Source organism: Dokdonia donghaensis DSW-1, from assembly GCF_001653755.1.
In the GTDB taxonomy this organism is placed as follows: domain Bacteria; phylum Bacteroidota; class Bacteroidia; order Flavobacteriales; family Flavobacteriaceae; genus Dokdonia; species Dokdonia donghaensis.
Map to the genome: position 1 here is coordinate 3239980 of NZ_CP015125.1, position 22182 is coordinate 3262161.

General features: G+C 37.4%; 24 protein-coding genes and 1 tRNA gene. 11 read left to right on the forward strand and 14 right to left on the reverse strand.

What is annotated here, in order from left to right; translation table 11 throughout:
• Nucleotides 1-51 precede the first annotated feature (51 nt).
• From I597_RS14255 to rsfS, 6 genes are all read right to left on the reverse strand, one after another.
• Nucleotides 52-312 carry an acyl-CoA-binding protein gene (locus tag I597_RS14255; RefSeq protein ID WP_021778295.1) on the reverse strand — a complete coding sequence of 87 codons (261 nt, stop codon included), beginning with the start codon at nt 310-312 and terminating at the stop codon, nt 52-54.
• The gene (locus I597_RS14260; protein ID WP_035325358.1) at nt 312-962 is read right to left on the reverse strand and encodes a phosphatidylserine decarboxylase family protein; all 651 of its coding nucleotides are present in this window, start codon (nt 960-962) and stop codon (nt 312-314) included. The genes I597_RS14255 and I597_RS14260 overlap by 1 nt, the downstream gene beginning before the upstream one ends.
• A complete protein-coding gene (locus tag I597_RS14265; RefSeq protein WP_035325360.1) occupies nt 952-1755 on the reverse strand; it encodes a phosphatidate cytidylyltransferase in 804 nt (267 codons plus the stop codon). Before I597_RS14265 ends, I597_RS14260 begins: the two co-directional genes overlap by 11 nt.
• Before the next feature lies 1 nt (nt 1756).
• The gene (locus tag I597_RS14270; RefSeq protein ID WP_035325361.1) at nt 1757-2371 is read right to left on the reverse strand and encodes an LUD domain-containing protein; all 615 of its coding nucleotides are present in this window, start codon (nt 2369-2371) and stop codon (nt 1757-1759) included.
• 114 nt (nt 2372-2485) lie between these two features.
• Nucleotides 2486-4441, reverse strand: a complete 1956-nt coding sequence (ftsH, locus tag I597_RS14275; protein ID WP_035325362.1) for an ATP-dependent zinc metalloprotease FtsH — start codon at nt 4439-4441, stop codon at nt 2486-2488.
• 10 nt (nt 4442-4451) lie between these two features.
• Entirely contained in the window at nt 4452-4823 is a 372-nt protein-coding gene (gene rsfS / locus I597_RS14280) for a ribosome silencing factor (protein WP_035325363.1), read from the reverse strand.
• A gap of 83 nt (nt 4824-4906) precedes the next feature.
• Here rsfS and I597_RS14285 point away from each other — a divergent pair, with 83 nt between their 5' ends.
• The 4 genes from I597_RS14285 to I597_RS14300 all read left to right on the forward strand — a co-directional run bounded on the left by I597_RS14285 (nt 4907) and on the right by I597_RS14300 (nt 9851).
• Nucleotides 4907-5638, forward strand: coding sequence for a biotin--[acetyl-CoA-carboxylase] ligase (locus I597_RS14285; RefSeq protein ID WP_035325364.1), 732 nt, complete (start codon nt 4907-4909; stop codon nt 5636-5638).
• A 73-nt stretch (nt 5639-5711) separates the two neighbouring features.
• Nucleotides 5712-6587, forward strand: a complete 876-nt coding sequence (lipA, locus tag I597_RS14290) for a lipoyl synthase (protein ID WP_021778288.1) — start codon at nt 5712-5714, stop codon at nt 6585-6587.
• 4 nt (nt 6588-6591) lie between these two features.
• Nucleotides 6592-7593, forward strand: a complete 1002-nt coding sequence (gene gap, locus I597_RS14295; RefSeq protein WP_035325365.1) for a type I glyceraldehyde-3-phosphate dehydrogenase — start codon at nt 6592-6594, stop codon at nt 7591-7593.
• A 32-nt stretch (nt 7594-7625) separates the two neighbouring features.
• Complete coding sequence (locus I597_RS14300; RefSeq protein ID WP_035325366.1) at nt 7626-9851, forward strand: response regulator; 2226 nt, start codon at nt 7626-7628, stop codon at nt 9849-9851.
• 35 nt (nt 9852-9886) lie between these two features.
• Here I597_RS14300 and lpxK read toward each other — a convergent pair whose 3' ends face one another.
• Nucleotides 9887-10906, reverse strand: a complete 1020-nt coding sequence (gene lpxK / locus I597_RS14305; protein ID WP_035325367.1) for a tetraacyldisaccharide 4'-kinase — start codon at nt 10904-10906, stop codon at nt 9887-9889.
• A gap of 33 nt (nt 10907-10939) precedes the next feature.
• On the opposite strand from lpxK, the gene I597_RS14310 reads away from it, so the two are divergent.
• The 3 genes from I597_RS14310 (at nt 10940) to msrA (ending at nt 13620) form a co-directional block, all read left to right on the forward strand.
• Nucleotides 10940-12034, forward strand: a complete 1095-nt coding sequence (locus I597_RS14310) for a Nif3-like dinuclear metal center hexameric protein (RefSeq protein ID WP_035325369.1) — start codon at nt 10940-10942, stop codon at nt 12032-12034.
• A gap of 3 nt (nt 12035-12037) precedes the next feature.
• Nucleotides 12038-12817, forward strand: coding sequence for a zinc ribbon domain-containing protein (locus tag I597_RS14315; RefSeq protein ID WP_021778283.1), 780 nt, complete (start codon nt 12038-12040; stop codon nt 12815-12817).
• Between the two features lie 146 nt (nt 12818-12963).
• On the forward strand, nt 12964-13620 hold the full coding sequence (gene msrA / locus I597_RS14320) for a peptide-methionine (S)-S-oxide reductase MsrA (RefSeq protein WP_035325370.1): 657 nt from the start codon (nt 12964-12966) through the stop codon (nt 13618-13620).
• Here the strand turns inward: msrA and I597_RS14325 are convergent.
• Nucleotides 13617-14420, reverse strand: coding sequence for a class I SAM-dependent methyltransferase (locus I597_RS14325; RefSeq protein ID WP_035325371.1), 804 nt, complete (start codon nt 14418-14420; stop codon nt 13617-13619). The genes msrA and I597_RS14325 overlap by 4 nt on opposite strands.
• Before the next feature lie 16 nt (nt 14421-14436).
• Here I597_RS14325 and I597_RS14330 point away from each other — a divergent pair, with 16 nt between their 5' ends.
• The 4 genes from I597_RS14330 (at nt 14437) to I597_RS14345 (ending at nt 18126) form a co-directional block, all read left to right on the forward strand.
• Nucleotides 14437-15090 (forward strand): flavin reductase family protein, encoded by a 654-nt coding sequence (locus I597_RS14330; protein ID WP_316931554.1) that lies wholly within the window; start codon nt 14437-14439, stop codon nt 15088-15090.
• A 62-nt stretch (nt 15091-15152) separates the two neighbouring features.
• The gene (gene kdsA, locus I597_RS14335; RefSeq protein WP_035325372.1) at nt 15153-15971 is read left to right on the forward strand and encodes a 3-deoxy-8-phosphooctulonate synthase; all 819 of its coding nucleotides are present in this window, start codon (nt 15153-15155) and stop codon (nt 15969-15971) included.
• Nucleotides 15972-16075: 104 nt separating this feature from the next.
• Nucleotides 16076-17521, forward strand: coding sequence for an RNA polymerase factor sigma-54 (gene rpoN, locus I597_RS14340; RefSeq protein WP_035325373.1), 1446 nt, complete (start codon nt 16076-16078; stop codon nt 17519-17521).
• Nucleotides 17521-18126, forward strand: a complete 606-nt coding sequence (locus I597_RS14345) for a hypothetical protein (protein WP_035325374.1) — start codon at nt 17521-17523, stop codon at nt 18124-18126. The genes rpoN and I597_RS14345 overlap by 1 nt, the downstream gene beginning before the upstream one ends.
• A gap of 28 nt (nt 18127-18154) precedes the next feature.
• Here the strand turns inward: I597_RS14345 and I597_RS14350 are convergent, their stop codons facing one another.
• The 6 genes from I597_RS14350 to I597_RS14375 all read right to left on the reverse strand — a co-directional run bounded on the left by I597_RS14350 (nt 18155) and on the right by I597_RS14375 (nt 22116).
• Nucleotides 18155-18856 carry a porin family protein gene (locus I597_RS14350; RefSeq protein ID WP_035325375.1) on the reverse strand — a complete coding sequence of 234 codons (702 nt, stop codon included), beginning with the start codon at nt 18854-18856 and terminating at the stop codon, nt 18155-18157.
• 104 nt (nt 18857-18960) lie between these two features.
• Nucleotides 18961-19434, reverse strand: coding sequence for an ExbD/TolR family protein (locus tag I597_RS14355; protein WP_035325376.1), 474 nt, complete (start codon nt 19432-19434; stop codon nt 18961-18963).
• Between the two features lie 24 nt (nt 19435-19458).
• A complete protein-coding gene (locus I597_RS14360; protein ID WP_035325377.1) occupies nt 19459-20073 on the reverse strand; it encodes an ExbD/TolR family protein in 615 nt (204 codons plus the stop codon).
• Between the two features lie 2 nt (nt 20074-20075).
• Complete coding sequence (locus I597_RS14365) at nt 20076-20510, reverse strand: hypothetical protein (RefSeq protein WP_021778273.1); 435 nt, start codon at nt 20508-20510, stop codon at nt 20076-20078.
• Between the two features lie 31 nt (nt 20511-20541).
• On the reverse strand, nt 20542-21336 hold the full coding sequence (locus I597_RS14370; protein ID WP_021778272.1) for a MotA/TolQ/ExbB proton channel family protein: 795 nt from the start codon (nt 21334-21336) through the stop codon (nt 20542-20544).
• Nucleotides 21337-22031: 695 nt separating this feature from the next.
• Nucleotides 22032-22116: transfer RNA gene (locus I597_RS14375), tRNA-Ser, on the reverse strand.
• Nucleotides 22117-22182: the final 66 nt, after the last annotated feature.

Sequence of the window (22182 nt, forward strand, 5' to 3'; positions counted from 1 at the left end):
AAAGGCGTCTAAAATAATTTAGACGCCTTTTTATTTATGTTATTTTTCTTGTTAGAGGTACTTCTTTGCCGCTTCTACATAAGCCTCCATTGCCTCATCTTCCGTCATACCTTTTACCTGAAGTAGCGCGTTGATTTTAAAAGCACTCACAAGCTCGTGTTCACCTTCATTATGGCTAAAGGTGTTCTTTTGCGTAGCTTGTTTGTAAAGCGCATAAAACTGCAGCAATACATCTGGCGGAAATTCTTGAGAAGAATTACTCACCCTACGGAAGGCATCTTCAAACTCTTTATGAAGTACCTTCTTATCCATTATATTGATGCTATTACCGATTGCGCTCCTTTTACTACTTGATTAAGCTCTACGTCTAATTTTGTCCCAATAGGTAAATATAGATCTACACGAGAGCCAAAACGTATAAACCCACTATCTTCACCTTGTTGTACCATTTGCCCTTCTTCAGCATAGTTAATAATACGCTTTGCTAGCGCACCAGCAATCTGACGATAAAGAACATCACCAAACTTTTCTGTACTTACCACTACGGTTGTACGCTCATTTTCTGTACTAGATTTAGGGTGCCAGGCTACAAGATATTTTCCTGGGTGGTATTTACTATATGCAATCTTTCCTCCAGATGGGTATCGTGTTACGTGCACATTAAGCGGCGACATAAACACAGAGACTTGAAGACGTTTATCCTTAAAGTATTCTGCTTCATACACCTCTTCTATTACAACCACCTTACCATCTACTGGTGATGTGATTACATTAGAATCTAAAGGCGCTGTACGATCTGGATTTCTAAAAAACTGAAGTGTAAGATATAACAATACTCCTAGCACTAAAGCTACTACATAAAATAACCAGTTCTTCTCAAGAAACTTATTTGCAAGCAAGATAAGGCCTGTAAAAATCACTAATGCTATTACAATAATCTTATATCCTTCTTTATGGAACATAGTCAAGTACAATTAAAAATAAGTATAAAAATGGTGCTGCAAATATGATACTATCTAACCTATCATATAATCCTCCGTGGCCAGGCATAATACGACCACTATCCTTCACTCCAGCCTGACGCTTAAGCTGTGATTGTATCAAATCTCCTAAGGTTCCAAAAACCGAAGTCACTAAGGCGATAGTAATCCACAACTTAAGACTAAGTAAGTCTGTAAAATAATAAAACAAGATACTGGCAAGACAGCAAAAAACAAGTCCACCTATAAATCCTTCTATTGTCTTTTTAGGTGAAATACGCTCTAACAATTTGTGCTTACCCATACTCTTGCCCACTATAAATGCAAAGGTATCGTTTATCCAGATCAATGCAAAAACACTAGCAACTAGAAGCGACGTATATTCTCCTCTGTATGAGGGCAATAAGACTGTAAACACAACACCTCCAACAATATAAAAAATAGTGTAGGCGTATTTTTGTGATACTGTAATATAACGTTCTGATGGACGTATTAAATTTTTAATGAGATATAAATTAACTGTTATCGTGAGCGCCAAGAAAATAAGTGTTGCAAGTCTATCTAGTTTAAAATAACAAAATACCGCCACGCACGTAAACAGGAAAATATAAGGTAAGAAAGACTTGATACCTACAAGTTTTAAAAACTCATATAATACTACAACACCAAGCCCTAAAAAGACAAGAAGATAGGTAGTCTCTAATGAGAATATAGCTAAGAGTAACAGGGTAACGTAAAGCAGCCCTGAAAGTGCACGGATTAATACTTCACGCATACTAAAGATCTTCTAGCAAGAGTAGATATACATTTTTTGTACTACTACCATAGGTCATAAAATTCTTATCATTTTCTTTACTCTGAAAGTTTTTGATAGTCGTAATATTAGTAGGAATACTACCTGCATTTCTATTTTTTATAAGTCTTAAACCCTCACCTATAGTATTTACAATCTGGCTTGTGGTTCCGAAAACGATTACATCTTTTGGAAAATCGTGCAATTTAAGCTCTTTGAGTTGCTTTGAGCAAACGAGTAGTGAACCATCGTTTGCAACGAGACTCTCGCAAGTAGTCAAGAAGAATGAAGCATCTCGATTTGTCCCAAAATCTAGATTATACCCAGTAAAAGCTTTTTTTAAATTATCATCTGTGCAAAACACACTGCTCTCGTACCAATCGTTTTCTAAAAGAATATTGTCAAAATTATCATTAATCTCCTCTCTGTTAAGCGCATATAGAAATCTCCCTCCGTTAAGAATAAAGTTTTTTGTGAATCGCTCATCTGCAGGTGTGTCTATGTCTGGCATATACTTACTGCGAGCTTCAACTTCTTTATTCTGACGGGGGTTGTCAACGTTTGATGTGCTTCCGAAGATTTTTCTAAATAGACTCATCTATAGGTTTTCTCAACTCTTTTGGTGTAATAGTCAAATATAAAAAATCTTGACTGAACCTTTGGCGCAATCAAGATTTTTTGACTTTTATAGTTAAAGAACGTGTCTAGCTCTTTAAACTACAGGTTTTGCTTCGTCTTCAATTTTCCCGAAAGGGCGCTCTCCAAAAATATCTTGAAGATTATCTTTAAAGATTACTTCCTTTTCAAGTAATAACTCTGCAAGTTGAGTAAGCTTATCCTTTTCTTTTGTAAGTAAATCTATAGCGCGTTGATACTGCTCCTCAATAATGTTTGAAATCTCTTTATCAATCACCTCTGCTGTTTGCTCACTATAAGGTTTTGTAAATCCATTATCAGATTGCCCAGTTGAGTCGTAATAAGTAAGGTTACCTACTTTATTATTAAGACCGTAAACTGTTACCATCATTCTAGCTTGTTTTGTAACTTTTTCAAGATCACTAAGAGCTCCTGTTGATATTTTATTAAAGATCACCTTTTCTGCTGCACGACCTCCTAAAGCTGCACACATCTCATCTAGCATTTGCTCTGGACGTACGATTAAGCGCTCTTCTGGAAGGTACCAAGCTGCACCAAGCGATTGCCCTCTTGGAACTATTGTAACTTTTACAAGTGGTGCTGCGTGCTCAAGCATCCAGCTCACTGTAGCGTGTCCAGCCTCGTGAAATGCAATAGCACGTTTCTCATCTGGAGTGATTATTTTATTTTTCTTCTCAAGACCACCTACAATACGATCTACCGCATCTAAGAAATCTTGTTTACCTACTGCCTTCTTGCTTTTACGAGCAGCGATAAGTGCTGCTTCGTTACACATATTTGCAATATCTGCACCAGAGAAACCTGGTGTTTGTTTTGCAAGAAAATCTACATCAAGCTCTTCATCTACTTTTTTGAGTGGACGAAGGTGAACCTCAAAAATTTCTTTGCGCTCACGCACATCTGGAAGATCAACATAAATCTGTCTATCAAAACGACCAGCACGCATAAGCGCTTTATCTAGTACATCTGCCCTGTTTGTTGCAGCGAGTACAATCACATTTGTGTTTGTACCAAAACCATCCATTTCTGTAAGAAGTTGGTTAAGTGTGTTCTCACGCTCGTCATTACCTCCAGAAAAATTATTCTTACCACGAGCACGACCTATTGCATCTATCTCATCTATAAAAATAATAGCTGGTGATTTTTCTTTGGCTTGTTTAAAGAGATCACGTACACGTGATGCTCCTACACCCACAAACATCTCTACAAAGTCAGAACCTGATAGTGAGAAAAATGGCACTTTTGCCTCTCCTGCTACTGCTTTTGCGAGCAAGGTCTTACCAGTACCTGGCTGCCCTACAAGCAATGCTCCTTTAGGAATTTTACCACCTAAGCTCGTATACTTTTCTGGATTTTTTAAGAAATCTACAATCTCTTGTATTTCTTCTTTTGCACCTTCAAGACCTGCTACATCCTTAAATGTAGTTTTGATATCTGTTTTCTCATCAAAGAGTTTTGCCTTAGACTTCCCTATGTTAAAGATTTGACCTCCTGGGCCTCCTCCTCCTCCAGAAGACATACGACGCATAATGAAAATCCATAACCCGATGATTAAGATAAATGGTAAGAAGCTAGCAAGTAAACCCCACATATCTCCCTCAGTCTCATATGACACGCGTGTGTCAAGACTGTTTGCATCTATAATCTCATTTATGTCATTTTCAAAGTTTTGAAGATCACCTATCTCAAAGCGATAGTCTGGCGCTCCAGCTGCTGGCTTAAAGAATCCAGTACCACGTCCTTTGTTATGAACCTCTTTAGACTCTGCTTCCTTTGTTAAATAAACCTTTACAGAATTTTTATTTACAATCTCTACGCGTTGCACATCGCCGTCTTGTAGATACTGTTCAAATTGATATAAAGATGTCTTTTTTGCCTCACCTATACCAGTGCTACCTGTAAGCATACTTATAGCAATAAAAATTACTACGATAAGTCCATAAATCCAGTAAGAACTAAACTTAGGTTTATTTGGCGGCGTGCCGCTGTTTTTCTTTTCTTCTTTAGCCATTTAATATTTTTTAGTAATTGGATGGGATTGAAGTAATCTTTGCATCTCCCCAGAGGCTTTCTATATCATAAAACTCACGAATGTGTTTTTGAAATACGTGCACAACTACGTTTACGTAATCCATAAGTACCCACTCTTGGTTTTCTGTACCCTCTATGTGCCACGCTTTTTCTTGCAGGGCTTTACTTGCCGTTTTTTGTATAGAGCTTACTATCGCCCCTACTTGCGTGTTTGAAGTACCGTCACAAATGATAAAATAATCACAAACCGTATTTTCTATCTCTCTAAGATCTAGTATATCAATATTTTGACCTTTCACATCTTCAATTCCCTCAACAATTTTCGCTATCAATTGATCTGTGTTCTTTTCCTTATTTGCCATTAAATTCTTTAATTTACACAAAGTTATTACAAATTTACATTACTCTGCGGTCTTAACACAAGTTTAGACTAGGTGTTTTCCATATGCGCATAGACAAACTCCATACCATCGACTCAACAAATAGTTACCTCAAACGTATTTCTAAAGAAGAAGATGCGCAAGAAGACATCGTGGTATGGGCGCTTGAGCAAACTGCCGGAAGAGGCCAAATGGGCACTACCTGGAGCGCAGAAAGCGGTAAAAACCTAACCTTCAGCGTTTTTAGAAAAGTAAAACACATTACAATAAGTGAGCAATTTTATGCACTTATGGCAGCTTCACTCGCTGTAAAAGATGTGCTTTCAAAACTTTTGATTAAAAATGTACGTGTCAAGTGGCCTAACGACATATTGACAGATAACGACAAAATATGCGGCATTCTTATAGAGAGTGTCATAAAAAGAGGAAAACTAGACGCAATGATTCTTGGTGTGGGCCTTAATGTAAATCAAACCGAATGGAAAGACACACCCAGAGCCACTTCTATAAAATCTAGAACCGGCATTCACTTTGAGCTAGAAGAAATCTTATCAATGCTTCTCAAGCAGTTTCACCACTATGTAGATTTACTTTTAAAGGGGCAATTTGAAACTATAAAAAATGACTACGAGCAGCATCTCTTTAAAAAAGACAAACCTGCTACATTTATTGCTTCAGATGGCACACAATTTGTCGGTATTATTAAAGGAGTTTCCGAGACTGGTAAGTTAATTTTACTCCAAGAAGATGAAGTTGTAAATGAGTATGATTTAAAAGAAATACAGTTACTGTATTAGTATTGCGCTTTCGCGAAAGCGTAACACCTCTCATTTCTTTATTTACTATCTTTGTAACGCTTGAAAAAATGCTATGCAAGAAGAACTAACAATTACAAAACCTGAGAGAGTTGCAAAGCCAAAGTGGCTGCGAGTAAAACTCCCTACTGGTAAAAAATATACAGATCTACGTAGCCTTGTAGATAAATACAGTCTCAACACCATTTGTACGTCTGGAAGCTGCCCAAATATGGGTGAATGCTGGAGTGAGGGTACTGCTACCTTTATGATTTTAGGTAACGTATGTACACGCTCTTGTGGTTTTTGTGGTGTAAAAACTGGACGTCCAGAACAAGTAGATTGGGAAGAACCAGAAAAGGTAGCTCGATCTATAAAGCTTATGGATATTAAACACGCGGTAATTACATCTGTAGACCGTGATGATATAAAAGATATGGGCACCATAATCTGGGCAGAAACGGTACAGGCTATACGACGTATGAATCCTAACACGACGCTAGAAACCTTAATTCCAGATTTTCAAGGAAGAGAAGATTTACTTGACAGAATTGTACAAGTAGCGCCAGAGGTAGTATCACACAATATGGAGACAGTAAAACGTCTTACACGTGAGGTACGTATACAAGCTAAATATGAGCGTAGCCTAGGCGTATTAAAATATCTCAAAGAAAGCGGTATAAAAAGAACTAAGTCTGGTATTATGCTAGGCCTAGGAGAAACCGAAGAAGAGGTTATACAAACCCTAAAAGACTTGCGCGAGGTAAACCTTGACATTGTAACTATAGGTCAATACCTTCAACCTTCAAAAAAACACCTCCCTGTAAAGCAATTTATTACTCCAGACCAGTTTCAGAAATATGAAAAAATAGGTCTAGAGATGGGATTCCGTCACGTAGAGAGTGGTGCGCTTGTACGCTCTTCATACAAGGCTCAGAAACACCTTACCTAGATTTATGTCAAGACTTAAAATTGCTATAAACGGTTTTGGACGTATAGGAAGAACTGTTTTTAGGCTCATAGAGCAGCATCCCGATATGGAGGTTGTTGCCATAAATGATATTGCAGATGCAAAGACGCTTTCTCACCTCCTTAAATATGATAGCATACACGGTGTTTTGCACAAGCAAATAAGAGCCGGAGAATCTTCTATAGTAATTAACGATAAGGACATCCCTCTTTATTGTAAAAAAGAAATTTCAGAAATTCCTTGGGGAGATACCGCTCCAGATTTTGTAATCGAAAGCACAGGTAAGTTTAAAACTAAAGACGAGCTTCAAAAACACATCGCTGCTGGTGCAGCTCGTGTTATTTTAAGTGTTCCTCCGGTAGACGAAGACATCCCTATGATTGTTATGGGGGTTAATCACACAGAAATTACTAGTACTGATACTATTATCTCTAACGCTTCTTGTACTACAAATAATGCAGCACCTATGGTGCAAATTATAGATGATTTATGCGGTGTAGAGCAGGCTTACATCACAACAATACACTCTTACACAACAGATCAAAGTTTACACGATCAACCCCATAGAGATTTGAGGAGAGCTCGCGCAGCAGGACAAAGTATTGTACCTACTACTACGGGAGCCGCAAAAGCACTTACGAGTATCTTCCCACATCTATCTGACGTAATAGGTGGTTGTGGTATACGTGTACCTGTACCTAATGGATCACTTACAGATATCACCTTTAATGTAAAAAGAGATACCACTATTAAAGAAATTAATGAGGCTATGAAGACAGCGGCAAATGGTAGACTTAATGGTATCTTATCATACACAGAAGACCCTATAGTATCTATAGATATAGTGGGCAACACAAGCTCTTGCACTTTTGACGCTCAAATGACATCTGTAATAGGAAAAATGGTAAAAATTATAGGTTGGTACGATAATGAAATGGGATATTCTAGCAGATTAGTTGACTTAATTCTATACATTTCTACAAAATAATTTATCTTGCACAAGGATTTTAGATAAAAACTATGAATGTGAATGTACTCTTAGTACGTTTCTTTTTTGCACTACTCCTTACTTATCCTATGATAAGTGTTGCCCAAAAGAGGGAAACTATTGAGGAAACACTTGTAAATAATAAGATAGACTCGCTTCTTAATAGAGCGGTTATAGCTGTTTCTGAAAGTGATTACACGCAAGCCATAGATATTTTAAACTACTCTCGAGATCTTGCAACAGATATAGGTCATACTAAAAGAGTGGGCTTAACATCAGGAACACTAGCAAAATTATACTTTGAACTTAATGACTACGAGAGTGCAAAAAGAGAAAATAAAAAAGCTCTTAAAGCACAAAAAGAAGCAAATAGTCCTGACCTTTTAGGGCAAAGTTATATTACCGCCACTGAGCTTTCGCTTGTAGATGGAGACCAACGAGAAGCTAATAACAACATCACAAAAGGACTGTCGATACTTGAAGATAGCAGTCGTGATGATTTAAAATCACAACTATATAACTTAAGAGGTACTATATTACAATCAAGCAGCAATCATATAGATGCAATACAAGCATATGACCAAAGTATCACACTCGCATCTCAAGCAAATAATGCATACTTAAAAACACAATCACTTGCTAATAAGTCTGTAAGCCTTGCCACAGTAGGAAGACTAGAGGAAGCAGATGAAACCTTGCTAGAAATAGAGGGTTTTGCAAACGGCAAAGATCTTCCTAACATCACAAATACACTATACAAAACAAAACATCTCATAGCACAAGCTAGAGGAAATTACAAAGAAGCAAATGATTATCTTACGATGTACTATGCATCAAAAGATGACACCGATTTAAGAGCTCCAAGTCAAGTATTGCCTAATGGACCAAATGAGGAACTAGATGCAATGGTTACTCAACTTGAAAAAGATGTGCTTATTGAAAAAGATCGAAACTCAAAAGCAATGCGATTAACACTAGTGCTTAGTATTGCACTTTGTTCTATTTTAGCCTTACTTACATTATCGCTTTATAAAAACAACAATTTAAGGGCAAAAGCAAATGAACTCTTACAGGCAAAAAATGTCGAACTTGTTATTGCTAGAGATAATGCCGAAAAAGCATCTACAGTAAAAGCACAATTCTTATCTACCATTACTCACGAGCTGCGCACACCTATGTATGCAGTAACAGGCCTCACACACTTACTTTTATCAGAAAACCCTACAGACGAGCAAAAAAAGCATCTTGACTCGCTCAAATTCTCTGGAGAGTACTTACTCTCACTCATAAATAATATACTAGACCTTAATAAACTAGAAGCAAACAAAGTAGAGGTAGAAGAAACGAGCTTTAATCTCAAGAAGCGTATTGAAGATGTACTTTTTGCATTAGGGAAGTCTGCTAGAGATAAAGGTAACAAGTTACACCTAGAAATAGATGAAGATATACCTCTTGAGGTACTAGGAGACCCTCTTATGATATCACAAATACTTATAAATCTTGTAGGTAATGCTATCAAGTTTACAAGAGATGGTGACGTATGGATACGCGTTCAAAAAATAGCGCAAGGCGAGGCAGACATAAGATTACATTTTGAGATAGAAGATAATGGTGAAGGAATCTCAAAAAAGAAACAAAAGACCATTTTCCAAAACTTCACTCAAGGTTCTGTAGCAATAAACAGAAAATTTGGGGGTACTGGGTTAGGACTATCTATTGTAAAAAATCTATTAGACTTACTTAATAGTAAAATATCTCTAGACAGTACACTAGGAAAAGGAACAACCTTCAAGTTTGACCTTAAATACAATCTAATGCAGGCATTACCTGGTGAAGACAATCCTCATAATATTATTTATGACATTGATTATGTCGCACTAGAAAATCGTCATATTCTTGTGGTAGAAGACAACAAGATTAACCAGATGATTACTCGTAAGATTCTTGAAAAAAACAAGATGACTTGTGATACTGCAGATAATGGCGAGATTGCTGTGGAAAAGGCAAGAACAAAAAAATACGACCTCATCCTTATGGACATCCATATGCCAGGCATAAGCGGTATGGAGGCGACAGAACAAATACGCGAGTTCAATAAAGAAATTCCTATTCTAGCTCTTACTGCTGTTACTATAGATGAAAATATTGACGATTTTTATGCAGTAGGTTTTAATGATATCATACCTAAACCGTATAAAGTCGAAGAGTTCTTCCAGAAAATACACAACGGCCTTAGAAACAGTAAAGTATTAAACTAGTTTTTACGCTTTCGCGAAAGCGTAACAGAAACTATTTACTTCTCATTATACTCATTTACAAAATGGGTGATGCCTCTGTCAAAGTTTTGACTATTATTTAAAAATGCCACTTTTATAGGTAAGTAATATAAATGTCTCATTGTAAGTAATGGGCGTAGCCTTACGTAATCCTTTTCTGTGGTGAGGATACAATCTAGTTTTTCTAACTCAACAATCTCTGAAGCAGAAAAATTATGATGATCACCATATGACTTATGATTAAAAGACAAGCCATCGCTTGTTAAGTAATTTACTAGAGGCTCAGGGTTTGCAATACCCGTAACCAGAGTTACATTATGCACTTTTAAGCTATGTAACTGCACATTGCCATTTGCTCCATAAACACAATCGTCATAAGCTATTTTTGTAAAAAACACTTCTTGGCCTGCTGTAGTTTTTAGTTGTCGTATTATATTTTCTTGCTCGACCTTACTTAGTTGTGAGGGGCACTTTGTAACTACAACCACATCTGCTCTACTTGCACCAGATCTAGGCTCTCTCAAATTACCTGCAGGCAATAAATAATCATTACTATACAAATCACCGTAGGCAGTTAATAAAATCGAGTATCCTGGAGTTACCTTTCTATGCTGGTAGGCATCGTCTAGAAGTATGACTTCTAGCATATTTTCCTTACCTAATAACCTTGAGATACCGGCCTGTCTATCTTCACAAACGGCTACATTAATAGCATCAAATTTTTGAGCAAACTGTAATGGCTCATCTCCTACCTCTGTCGCTAGGCTTGTAGGTAAGACATCTCTATAACCCTTTGTAGTACGTCCATAACCGCGACTCAGGGTTGCAACACGTTTATGAGCTTGTAGCAGCCTTATAACATACTCGGTCATTGGGGATTTACCAGTACCTCCTACGCTTAAATTACCTATACAAATAACGGGCAGGTCATACTTTTTTGAAGATAAAATACCCGCATTAAAGAGTTTATTTCGCGTAAGCGTAATTGCATAGTACACTCCCGCAAAAGGAAATAATAAGAGACGTAGTTTTCTCATAAAACGAAGGTATCATTTTTTATCTTTACGATTATGACAGTACAAGAGGTAAGTAATATATTAAATGAGTGGGCTCCCCTAGCCTATGCCGAAGATTTTGACAACGTAGGCTTACTTGTGGGTGATTATAACCAGCAGGTGAGCAATATATTAGTCTCTCACGACGCATTAGAAAATGTGGTTGATGAGGCTGTTGCAAAAGATTGTAATCTTATTGTATGTTTTCACCCCATCATATTTTCTGGTTTAAAAAAAATTACGGGTGGCAACTATGTACAGCGAGTGGTTCAAAAAGCTATAAGAAATGACATCTCCATATTTGCAATTCACACTGCTCTAGACAATGTAGAACACGGAGTAAATTACGGAATGTGCAAGGCTCTAGGACTAGAAAATGCAAAAATACTAAGCCCTAAAAAGAATCATATTTTAAAACTAACTACATATGTTCCTCACAAAAATACACAAGCACTCTCTGAAGCTTTATTTAGCACTGGTGCGGGGAGCATAGGTAATTATGAGGAGTGTAATTTTCAACTAGAAGGGAAAGGGACTTTTAAGGGCAATGACAAGTCTAACCCTGTTATAGGAACGGCTGGTATGCGCCACACAGAAAAAGAAACTCAAATAAATATTACGTTTGAAAAGCACTTACAATCTAAGGTCCTCAAGACACTTTTTACACATCACCCATATGAGGAAGTGGCTTATGAGATTACACAACTAGAAAACAGACTACAAAATGTGGGAATGGGTATGATAGGTGAACTGGAGACTGCAATGCCAGAAGGTGACTTTCTCTCTTACGTAAAAGCGACGTTTCAAACAGGAGGTATACGACATTCTGCCTTAAGAGGTAAAGCTATAAAAAGAGTAGCCGTTTTGGGTGGCAGTGGGGCATTTGCCATAGGCGCTGCAAAGGCTCAAGGAGCAGATGCACTTATCACTGCAGATCTAAAATATCACGACTATTATCAAGCCGAAAATAAAATCTTACTGTGCGATGTGGGACATTATGAGAGTGAACGCTTTACGAAAAACTTAATTGCCGACCATCTTACAGAAAAAATTAGTACTTTTGCAATCATTTTATTTGAGGAAAATACCAATCCTATCAACTATTTTTAACGTATGGCAAAGAAGAAAGAAGCAACAGTAGAAGAGAAACTACGCTCGCTTTACGATTTACAACTTATTGACTCACGTGTGGACGAGATCCGCAATGTACGTGGAGAACTTCCTTTGGAAGTAGAAGACCTTGAAGATGAAGTAGCTGGTCTTAACAAGCGCATCGAGAAGTTGGAGAACGACTTAAAACTGGTAGATGACTCTATCAAGGCTAAAAAAATACAAATAGATGACTCTAAAGCAGCTATCAAAAAGTATTCTGAACAGCAAAAGAACGTACGTAACAACCGCGAGTTTAATGCATTAAGCAAAGAGGTAGAGTTTCAAGAACTTGAAATTCAACTTGCAGAAAAAAACATACGCGAGTTTAAAGCCCAAATTGAACAAAAAGGTGAAGTAATTGCTCAGACTAAGGAACGTCTAAGCGAGCGCAAGGAACACCTTAAGCACAAAAAGAGTGAGCTAGACGCTATTCTTTCTGAAACAGAAAAAGAAGAAAAAGCACTTCTAGCAAAAAGCGAAGAGTACGAAAACAACATAGAAGAGCGCCTTGTAAAAGCTTACAAGAGAATACGATCTAGCGTACGTAATGGTCTTGCCATTGTACCTATAGAACGTGGAGCTTCTGGAGGATCTTATTTTACAATACCACCACAGGTACAAGTAGAGATTGCAGGTCGCAAGAAGATTATTACAGATGAGCATTCTGGTCGTATCCTTATAGATAGCGAACTAGCAAATGAGCAAACTGAAAAAATGAATACACTTTTCAGTAAGCTGTAATTATCTTTTTAAATAATATTTAAAAGCCTTCTCACCAGAAGGCTTTTTTTATGCTACAATTTTAACCTACTGCCTATACTGTCATTAACATAACCCTAACAATAACGCACCACGTTATAGTATAGCTTTGTAATAAAATTATCGTTATGAAAATTATTGCAGCAATCACAGCTCTTATCACATTATTGAGTTGTAATTATGACACAAAACCTATGGCAGAACCCACTGCTATGCTTGAGCCGGTAGAAGTTGCCACCCAAAACGGGATGCGCAAGGCATACTTTGCAAGCGGCTGCTTTTGGTGTGTAGAAGCTGTTTTTGAAAGTGTAAAAGGTGTAGATGAAGCCATAAGTGGTTATAGTGGAGGCACAGAAGACAACCCTACTTACAAACAAGTAAGCTACGGAAAAACAACACACGCAGAGGCTGTAGAGGTGATTTACGACCCGGAAGTGATAAGCTATCAGCAATTGGTAGATGTCTTTTTTGGATCACAAGACCCTACGACCAAAAATAGACAAGGACCAGATGCTGGACCACAATACAGATCTATTGCATTTTACCAAAATGAAGATGAGAAGAAAATTATAGAAAATACCATTACGGCATTAAATGAGTCTACATACGACGGCCGTATTGTAACGCAAGTACTTCCCTTTCAGAAATTTTGGATCGCAGAAGCATATCACCAGGATTATGAAAAGAACAACCCAAACAATCCATACATTCAAAACATATCTGTGCCTAGATACAAAAGGTTTGCAGCTAAGTTTCCTGAGTTACTAAAGGATGATGCTCATTAAATTTTTACAGCTTTAATTTCAAAAATTAAAGGATACAAACGGTCTTTACTCACGTAGAGACCGTTTTCATTTTTTACCAGATCTGGCAACACATCATATGGAGCGCCATCGTGCTCTCGCATATATTGTATCTGTAAGCCAGCTTCTGCTAGGGCAGTCACGACCTCCCCTAGACCGTGATTCCAGCCATATTCTTTACTCACCATCTGGGCATCTTCTTGCGCATAGGTACCCTCGTACTCCTCATAAATCACTTCTTCTTGTGCATAACCATAACGCATCTCAGGTTGCTTTTTTGTATAATCAAACATCCAGACTATGGGATGAAATTCTACCATATAAAACTCCCCTCCCACCTCAAGGCGATCTGCGATAACTTGTGCCCAAGGTTTTAAATCTGGAAGCCAGCCTATAACTCCATAACTTGTAAATACAATATCAAACTTTTCTTGTACATAGTTATTTGTATCGAGTACATTACAGCACACAAATTTTGCCGATAGATTAAGTTCTTTATTTAGCTTTCGCGAAAGCGTAATCGCCTCATCACTTATATCTACTCCCGTACAGAGGGCTCCCATCCTTGCCCAGCTCAAGGTATCTTGTCCAAAATGACACTGCAAATGCAAGAGTGATTTACCAGTAACATCACCTAGTGCATCAAGCTCATATGAGTTAAGCGAACTTTTACCAGACATAAATCCTTTCATATTATAAAAGTCACTTGCGGCGTGGATAGCTACTTTCTTATTCCAGGTTTCTTTATTTGTAGCAAAGTAATCTTGATGCTCTTTTGACATATTCCGTATTTTTGAAATGATGAAAAAGATACTACATTTTAATAAAGTAGCCATTAATGCAATGCCCTCTCGGTACAGAGCAAATTTTATTAATAGCATTACGGGTTTTAAGAGTGCAAACCTTATAGGCACCATCTCTCCAGAGGGAACAGAAAACATAGCAGTTATAAGTAGTATCACGCACATAGGGAGCAACCCGCCACTACTAAGCTATATCACAAGACCCATTACAGTAGCTAGGCATACGTATAGCAATATAAAAGAAACAGGGGTCTTTACCGTAAATCACATACATAGCAATATCATAAACCAGTCTCACCAGACGGCTGCAGCTTATGACAGTAACACATCTGAGTTTAACGCCGTGGGGCTTACAGCAGCATATCGTGATGATTTTAAAGCTCCTTTTGTAAAAGAAGCACACATACAGCTTGCTTGCGAGTACGTAAACGAGTACGAGATTAAAGAAAATGGCACCATACTCGTAATAGGTGCAATTACAAATATTACCATTCCCGAAGAGACTTTATATGGAGATGGCTGGGTGCACTTACAAAAGGCAGACGGCGTAGCTATTAATGGGCTAGATGGGTATACTTCTCCTCAAATAATAGACAGATTTACCTACGCAAAGCCAGATAAAAAAGCGACATCTATTTTAGACAAGTAGAGGTAAATAGGCTGTATAGAGTATCTTTGTTACGCTTTCGCGAAAGCATAAAAATTCACATTATGAAACTATCAAGCATTCCTAAAATAAAACATACAGAAGCAAATAACTTTTTCTTACTCTGCGGCCCTTGTGCTATTGAGGGAGAAGATATGGCTATGCGCATTGCCGAAAAGGTGGTAACCATTACAGATAAGTTATCTATTCCTTACGTTTTTAAAGGAAGTTTTAGAAAAGCAAACCGTAGTCGCATAGACAGTTTTACGGGCATAGGTGATGAGAAGGCTCTTGAGATACTCGCAAAGGTTTCTTCGGTATTTGATATTCCTACGGTAACAGACATTCACGAAAGCTCTGATGCGGCACTCGCTGCACAGTATGTAGATGTACTTCAGATCCCTGCTTTTTTAGTTCGCCAGACATCGCTAGTCGTTGCCGCGGCCGAAACAGGCAAAGTGGTAAACCTCAAGAAAGGGCAGTTTATGTCACCAGAGGCTATGCAACACGCTGTGCGCAAGGTACACGATAGTGGTAATGAAAATGCCTGGATTACAGATAGAGGTACAATGTTTGGATACCAAGATATGATTGTAGACTTTAGAGGAATCCCTACGATGCGCTCATTTGCTCCTACCGTGCTTGACGTGACACACTCACTACAGCAACCTAACCAGTCTAGTGGTGTTACGGGAGGAAGACCAGATATGATAGAAACTATTGCCAGAGCAGGTATTGTAAATAATGTAGACGGATTATTTATAGAAACTCATTTTGACCCGGCAAATGCAAAGAGTGATGGGGCAAATATGCTTGATCTCGCTCACCTAGAGCGACTACTTTCTAACCTTGTAGCGATTAGAAAAACAATCACGAGCTTATAGTTATAAGATACAAATTTAGATTGCTATAAACGATAAAGGGCACGTATCTTGCTTAACAAATATTTCGCAACTACATCTACTCCTTTTTTGTAACTTCGTTTCATATGTTAAAACAACAGCTCAATTTTAAACTTTCTCAAAAGCTATCTCCACAGCAAATACAGCTTATGAAGCTTATCCAGCTTCCTACGCAAGCGTTTGAGCAAAAGATAAAGCAAGAGCTAGAAGAAAACCCTGCCCTAGATAGCGGTAAAGAAGAGGTTCAAGATGACTTTGAAGAGTTTGATAACACAGATGATTTTGACGAAGCACCAGAGGTAGAAATTAATGTAGATGATTATCTCAGTGATGATGAGATACCAGAGTATCGCCTAAGCGCAAATAATTACAGTGCAGATGACGAGGATAAACAAGTACCCTATGCCTCAGGAACATCTTTTAACCAATACCTAAAAACCCAACTCAACACGATGCGTATCTCACCAGAGGAGCGTAGCGTTGCAGAGTTTATTATAGGCTCACTAGATGAAGCTGGATATTTAAGGCGTCCCATATTAGATCTTATGGATGACCTAGCATTTACCCAAAACATCTACACCACAGAAGAGACTATAGAAAAAATGCTTTCTAAAGTACAAGATCTTGATCCTGCGGGCGTAGGAGCCCGCAATCTTCAAGAGTGTCTAGTACTACAACTAGACAGAAAAACACCAACAAAGTCTATCTCACTAGCCATAGAAATACTTGAGAAGTCTTTTGACCATTTTAGCAAGAAGCATTATAAAAAGTTAATGGCTAAGTTCCATATCACAGAAGAAGAACTTAAAGACGCCATACACGAGATAGAACACCTTAACCCAAGACCAGGCGGATCTTACTCGAGCAATACAAAAATAGTAGAGCACGTAGTACCAGATTTTACCATAAGAATTGTAGACGGAGAACTTGAGCTATCACTTAATGGACGCAATGCTCCAGAACTTAAAATCTCTAGAGATTATAGCAATATGCTTAAAGGGTATAAAGAGTCTAAAGAGCGCACAAAAGCACAAAAAGATGCTGTGCTTTTTATAAAACAAAAACTTGATGCCGCAAGGTGGTTTATAGAAGCCATTATACAACGCCAGCAGACCTTATTTGTCACGATGAGCTCTATAATGAACTACCAGAAAAAATACTTTCTAACTGGTGATGAGCGCAATCTACGCCCTATGATTCTTAAAGATATAGCTACAGAGATAGGTATGGATGTCTCTACAGTATCACGTGTAGCAAACAGTAAGTATGTAGACACACCTTACGGAACAAAACTCATTAAAAACTTCTTTTCTGAAAGTATGACTAATGATCAAGGTGAAGAAGTATCTACACGCGAGATTAAAAAAATACTTGAAACGGTTATCGAAGAGGAAGATAAGCGCAAGCCACTCACAGATGACAAGCTTGCCGGCATTCTTAAAGAAAAAGGATATCCTATAGCCCGCAGAACGGTTGCCAAATATAGAGAACAGCTAGAACTCCCAGTAGCACGACTTCGAAAGCAAATTTAATGAAGTTTTTCATACGTAGCTTTTCCTATATTTTTCACCCACTTTTTATGCCATTAGTAGGAGTGTTACTCTACTTCTATATTTCACCTAGATATTTCAATCCTGAATTTTTATACTCAAAAGTTTTTGCCACAGTCATTATGACTACTGTCATTCCTATTTTGAGTTACTTTATGCTTAAAAATCTGCAACTAGTTACAACAATTCATCTTAAAGAAGTAAAAGAGCGCAGGTGGCCTTTACTACTGCAGATGCTTTTTACCTTTATCTTAATAAGACTCATCTTTGACGGCTACGAGATACCAGAATTATATTACTTCTTTGTAGGCATACTAGGCGCAAGTACTGGAGCATTTTTGCTAGCATTACTTAAATTTAAGGCAAGCCTTCATATGATAGCGCTATCTGGAGTCCTATTTTTTGTAGTAGGTCTTAGCTTACATTTTGGCATCAACCTCTTGCTTCTTATAGCTGGCTTTATTTTTGCCTGTGGCGCGACTGCTACTTCTAGATTAGATATGCGAGCACATACTCCTGCAGAGCTTGTTGTAGGGTTTATTGTAGGCGCAGTATCGCAGTTTATGGTGTATAGTTACTGGATATAGAAAATTACGCTTTCGCGAAAGCGTAACATTATAAGAAGTAAAAAACTAACCCTAAACGCATCACTTGAATACCTACCTTCTCTGTATTGAGCAATGCATCATCATTAAAAAGGGTATTTAAACCATAATATCCTTGAAAATTAAATGCTCCATAGCCAAAAGAAAATGAAGGCCCATATTGAAACTTATTAATTTCAGGTATATCTGAACTTGTGATATCTGACACATCATCTTGATAGGTAGATTTAAATCTAAGCACATAGCCCAACTTCATCCCTACGTGTATACGCCAAAAACTATACTTTGTTGCAGTAGATGTTCTCCACCTATACTCTAGAGGCATTTCTAATGTGTAACTAGTAAATCTATTTGTAACATTCTCCACACTCTCGTCTACAATGGCAAATGTAGAAGTCTCGCTTCCAGATTGAGTTGCGATGAGAAGATTTTGATTATAGGTATCTAAGGCCATTCCAATACCTATACCTATAGCCTTATTACGTCTTTTATTTATCGGAAAATCTCTTATAACACCAGCTTGTATGCCAGCACTGAGACCATTCTGCTCAAAACCAGAAGGCTTATCACCAAGCAGATTAAAGGTGATACCTACATACACTTGGTCTTCCCTATATAAAGAATCTACAACTGGAGTGTCTGGCACATCAATATCTTGCGCGAGGGTTGCAATTGTACTTAGACATATAAAGATGTAAAGGAGATACTTCAAGAATAATAGTTTATTACAAATATAACAGAATTGCCGCTGGCAAAATTGCATAAAAAAACACCTTAAGTTACCTCAAGGTGTTTTTTTACTAATTTAACTATCGACTACTGAGTTACAGCGTCTTCAGTTTGAGTAGTGATGTAAATCACTTTTAACATATTAGCTTGTCTTAGTTCTTGCTTTACGTCATATACAAGACCAGAGTTAGTTTCCTTATCTACTTTAAAGGCTACCATTACTCTATCTTTAAGCTCATCTCTAAGCTTCTCACGTTCTTCAAGAATAGCAGGCTGTACTTCGTTTATATTTACGAATTTGTCTCCTATTTGAATTTTACCTTCTGTACCGAATTGCTTATACCCTTCTCCAGGTTTCCCTCCAAAGATGTATACACTTCTGTCCTTCTGTAGCTTCTCTGTTTGATCTGCCGCTGGTAAAATTTGCGCCACTTTTACGTCATTTTTACGTAAAACTGTTGCCACCATAAAGAAGAATAATAACATAAATACAATATCTGGTAGGGAAGCCGTGTTTACCGCTGGTAACTCTTTAGACCCGCCTTTTCTAAATTTTGACATAATATTTTTATTTTATAATTCTACTTATGATTGAGGATCTATTTCAGAAAGTTTCTGAGGGTACATTTTCTTGATAACATCAAGTTTTTCTTTTGCACTCTCTTCGTTTCCTTTATAAACTCCTTCGTCTATAGCTTTCTTTACTTCTGTGAATTTCCAACCGTATAAACGTTGTGACTCTCTATCACGTAAAGAATTGTATGCTCCTACAAGCTCATTTTGAACTGTAATATATGTATCGTAAGATGTCTCACGGTCATTTTTTACAGTTACAATAGCCTTGTCTGGAAAGTCTGACGAACTAGGGTCACGCTCTCCTTGACAGTAATCACAATACCCTTCTTGCCCTTTTGGTACACCTCCATTATCTAAGAAGGCGATAGCTGCCTCTTGAAGATCTTTCATCTCCATAGGCTTATCTTCAACCAAAAGTTCATCGTTTTTATTTACGATAACTACAAAAAGGTTCTTTTCTTTAATGATAGGAGGCTCCACATTTTCAGGCTGCTCTGGCGGTAACGCTCTTACAAGTCCTCTATCTTTCTCAATGGTAGTTGTTACCAAGAAGAAGATAAGTAGTAAGAATGCGATGTCTGCCATAGACCCTGCATTAATTTCTGGTGCATTTCTCCTAGCCATAATTATTTATTTACAAGTTTCTTAGCTCCTGATACTAGCATAAGTATAATTGCAATTGCTGCAAGAATAAAGAATGCGTTTATACCAGCGCTTACCCACTGTGAACCACTAGCAGAAAGAACTTCTCCGTCTTTCATTGGTACTTCTTCTGCTCCGCTTGCAGCGAAGTAAGAAATAGCAACGATAAGCAAGAAAGATCCAGCTCCTACAAGTGTGTTTTTTGCATTACCCGAAAATAGACCTTTGAGAACAAAGACTACTACGAGTACTAAAGCGATACCTATAACCGCCCAAGCAAGGAGGATCATTATATCGACAAGGTTCTGTGAATCACCACCTACGATGGCATCATTGTTTGCCCATACCATACCTGCTACAACTAATGCTGCAACACCTACGATAGCCACAATGAATTTTAAAATTTTATGTAATCCCATAATATGTATGAATTTTTAAGATTACTATATATTACTTCTTGTAACGTACAAGCATATCCATCAATGTGATAGATGCATCTTCCATATCGTTTACGATACTGTCAATTTTTGCAATAATATAGTTATAGAATATTTGAAGAATAATAGCCACTATCAGTCCAAATACTGTTGTAAGAAGTGCTACTTTAATACCTCCGGCAACTAGTGCAGGGTTCATATCTCCAGCTGCTTCAATTCTATCGAAGGCTTGGATCATCCCGATTACCGTACCCATAAACCCAAGCATAGGTGCAAGAGCAATAAATAATGATACCCAAGATACGTTTTTCTCAAGTTGTCCCATTTGAACACCTCCGTAAGCTACAACAGCTTTTTCTGCAGAGTCAAGACCTTCGTCTACTCTATCAAGACCTTGGTAGTATATAGATGCTACTGGTCCTTTTGTGTTACGACATACCTCTTTTGCTGCTTCTACACCACCACTGTTAAGTGCATCTTCTACTTCTTGTTGAAGTTTCTTTGTGTTAGTAGAGGCTAAGTTTAAATATATAATACGCTCAATTGCAATTGCAAGACCTAATATTAAACATAAAAGTACAATTCCCATAAATCCAGGACCTCCTTCTATAAATCGTTTTTTCAAATCTTGTGTAAAAGAAAGTTCCTCTGCTGCTGCGTCATCTTGAAAAGAAGAACCAGCATCTACATTTGCAACTATTTGTTGAATCTGTACTGGAAGTGTTGTTTGTGCGTTGCTTGCGTTAGCGGTAAATGTGCTTAACACTACTACAGCGGCAACTGCCATGATAGAGAATAATTTTTTCATTGCTCTTGATCTTAAAGTTTAAATTAGTAAAGGGTTAAATATAGTAATTAATTAGATTATGTGTAACAAATATAGAAAAGCATCGTCTTATTTATTTACAATTAATTTAGTATGTAATTACTAAATCATACAGTGAATGTGTAAAACAGATACCAAATATTTACTTCACAAAGCTTAGTACAAGTAATAACCCAAGTATATTACTCGTAGAATCAGCAAGTATAGCAAAGTAAAAGGGGAATATTAGCATAGCAAGCTATTTTTTTACTAGAAGCAATCAACATTTTAACAAACGCCAGTTGTATTGCTTTATTAATTAACAGTTTAGTAATATGTTAATGGTGATAACTAATCAACCTAGCTCCTACCCCACTCCAAAACAAAGAAACCCTGTTAGACAATTCTGTTAAAATATTATAGGGCTAAGATTCAACACCAAAGACTTCAAGCCAGGGTATTTTAATATGTTATGAGACAAATACAACATTGCTACATATTAAGGTAATGCAATTGCACTATAATCGTTAGACAGCCCACCTCTAACAAAGTAATTTAAAACTTAGGAAAATGTAAGTGCCTTTAACGACCAATTTGGTTGAGCTAGCCTTTTTTGAGTTACAAATAATTTTTTATACCCCTTTTTATGCCCCTTCAATCAAAAAACCCACTAAACAGTGGGCTTCAAAAGATTATCGCAGAAAGGAAGGGATTCGAACCCTCGATACGTTTCCGTATACACGCTTTCCAAGCGTGCGCCTTAAGCCACTCGGCCACCTTTCTATTATTAATTTTCGCGAAAGCGTACTAAAAACAATCGCTATATATTAAGGAGTGCGAATTAACAAA

Bases quoted from the DNA above. Each gene is read 5' to 3' on its own strand.
- I597_RS14255 (WP_021778295.1), bottom strand. From the start codon at position 312: ATGGATAAGAAGGTACTTCATAAAGAGTTTGAAGATGCCTTCCGTAGG.
- I597_RS14260 (WP_035325358.1), bottom strand. From the start codon at position 962: ATGTTCCATAAAGAAGGATATAAGATTATTGTAATAGCATTAGTGATT.
- I597_RS14265 (WP_035325360.1), bottom strand. From the start codon at position 1,755: ATGCGTGAAGTATTAATCCGTGCACTTTCAGGGCTGCTTTACGTTACC.
- I597_RS14270 (WP_035325361.1), bottom strand. From the start codon at position 2,371: ATGAGTCTATTTAGAAAAATCTTCGGAAGCACATCAAACGTTGACAAC.
- ftsH (WP_035325362.1), bottom strand. From the start codon at position 4,441: ATGGCTAAAGAAGAAAAGAAAAACAGCGGCACGCCGCCAAATAAACCT.
- rsfS (WP_035325363.1), bottom strand. From the start codon at position 4,823: ATGGCAAATAAGGAAAAGAACACAGATCAATTGATAGCGAAAATTGTT.
- I597_RS14285 (WP_035325364.1), top strand. From the start codon at position 4,907: ATGCGCATAGACAAACTCCATACCATCGACTCAACAAATAGTTACCTC.
- lipA (WP_021778288.1), top strand. From the start codon at position 5,712: ATGCAAGAAGAACTAACAATTACAAAACCTGAGAGAGTTGCAAAGCCA.
- gap (WP_035325365.1), top strand. From the start codon at position 6,592: ATGTCAAGACTTAAAATTGCTATAAACGGTTTTGGACGTATAGGAAGA.
- I597_RS14300 (WP_035325366.1), top strand. From the start codon at position 7,626: ATGAATGTGAATGTACTCTTAGTACGTTTCTTTTTTGCACTACTCCTT.
- lpxK (WP_035325367.1), bottom strand. From the start codon at position 10,906: ATGAGAAAACTACGTCTCTTATTATTTCCTTTTGCGGGAGTGTACTAT.
- I597_RS14310 (WP_035325369.1), top strand. From the start codon at position 10,940: ATGACAGTACAAGAGGTAAGTAATATATTAAATGAGTGGGCTCCCCTA.
- I597_RS14315 (WP_021778283.1), top strand. From the start codon at position 12,038: ATGGCAAAGAAGAAAGAAGCAACAGTAGAAGAGAAACTACGCTCGCTT.
- msrA (WP_035325370.1), top strand. From the start codon at position 12,964: ATGAAAATTATTGCAGCAATCACAGCTCTTATCACATTATTGAGTTGT.
- I597_RS14325 (WP_035325371.1), bottom strand. From the start codon at position 14,420: ATGTCAAAAGAGCATCAAGATTACTTTGCTACAAATAAAGAAACCTGG.
- I597_RS14330 (WP_316931554.1), top strand. From the start codon at position 14,437: ATGATGAAAAAGATACTACATTTTAATAAAGTAGCCATTAATGCAATG.
- kdsA (WP_035325372.1), top strand. From the start codon at position 15,153: ATGAAACTATCAAGCATTCCTAAAATAAAACATACAGAAGCAAATAAC.
- rpoN (WP_035325373.1), top strand. From the start codon at position 16,076: ATGTTAAAACAACAGCTCAATTTTAAACTTTCTCAAAAGCTATCTCCA.
- I597_RS14345 (WP_035325374.1), top strand. From the start codon at position 17,521: ATGAAGTTTTTCATACGTAGCTTTTCCTATATTTTTCACCCACTTTTT.
- I597_RS14355 (WP_035325376.1), bottom strand. From the start codon at position 19,434: ATGTCAAAATTTAGAAAAGGCGGGTCTAAAGAGTTACCAGCGGTAAAC.
- I597_RS14360 (WP_035325377.1), bottom strand. From the start codon at position 20,073: ATGGCTAGGAGAAATGCACCAGAAATTAATGCAGGGTCTATGGCAGAC.
- I597_RS14365 (WP_021778273.1), bottom strand. From the start codon at position 20,510: ATGGGATTACATAAAATTTTAAAATTCATTGTGGCTATCGTAGGTGTT.
- I597_RS14370 (WP_021778272.1), bottom strand. From the start codon at position 21,336: ATGAAAAAATTATTCTCTATCATGGCAGTTGCCGCTGTAGTAGTGTTA.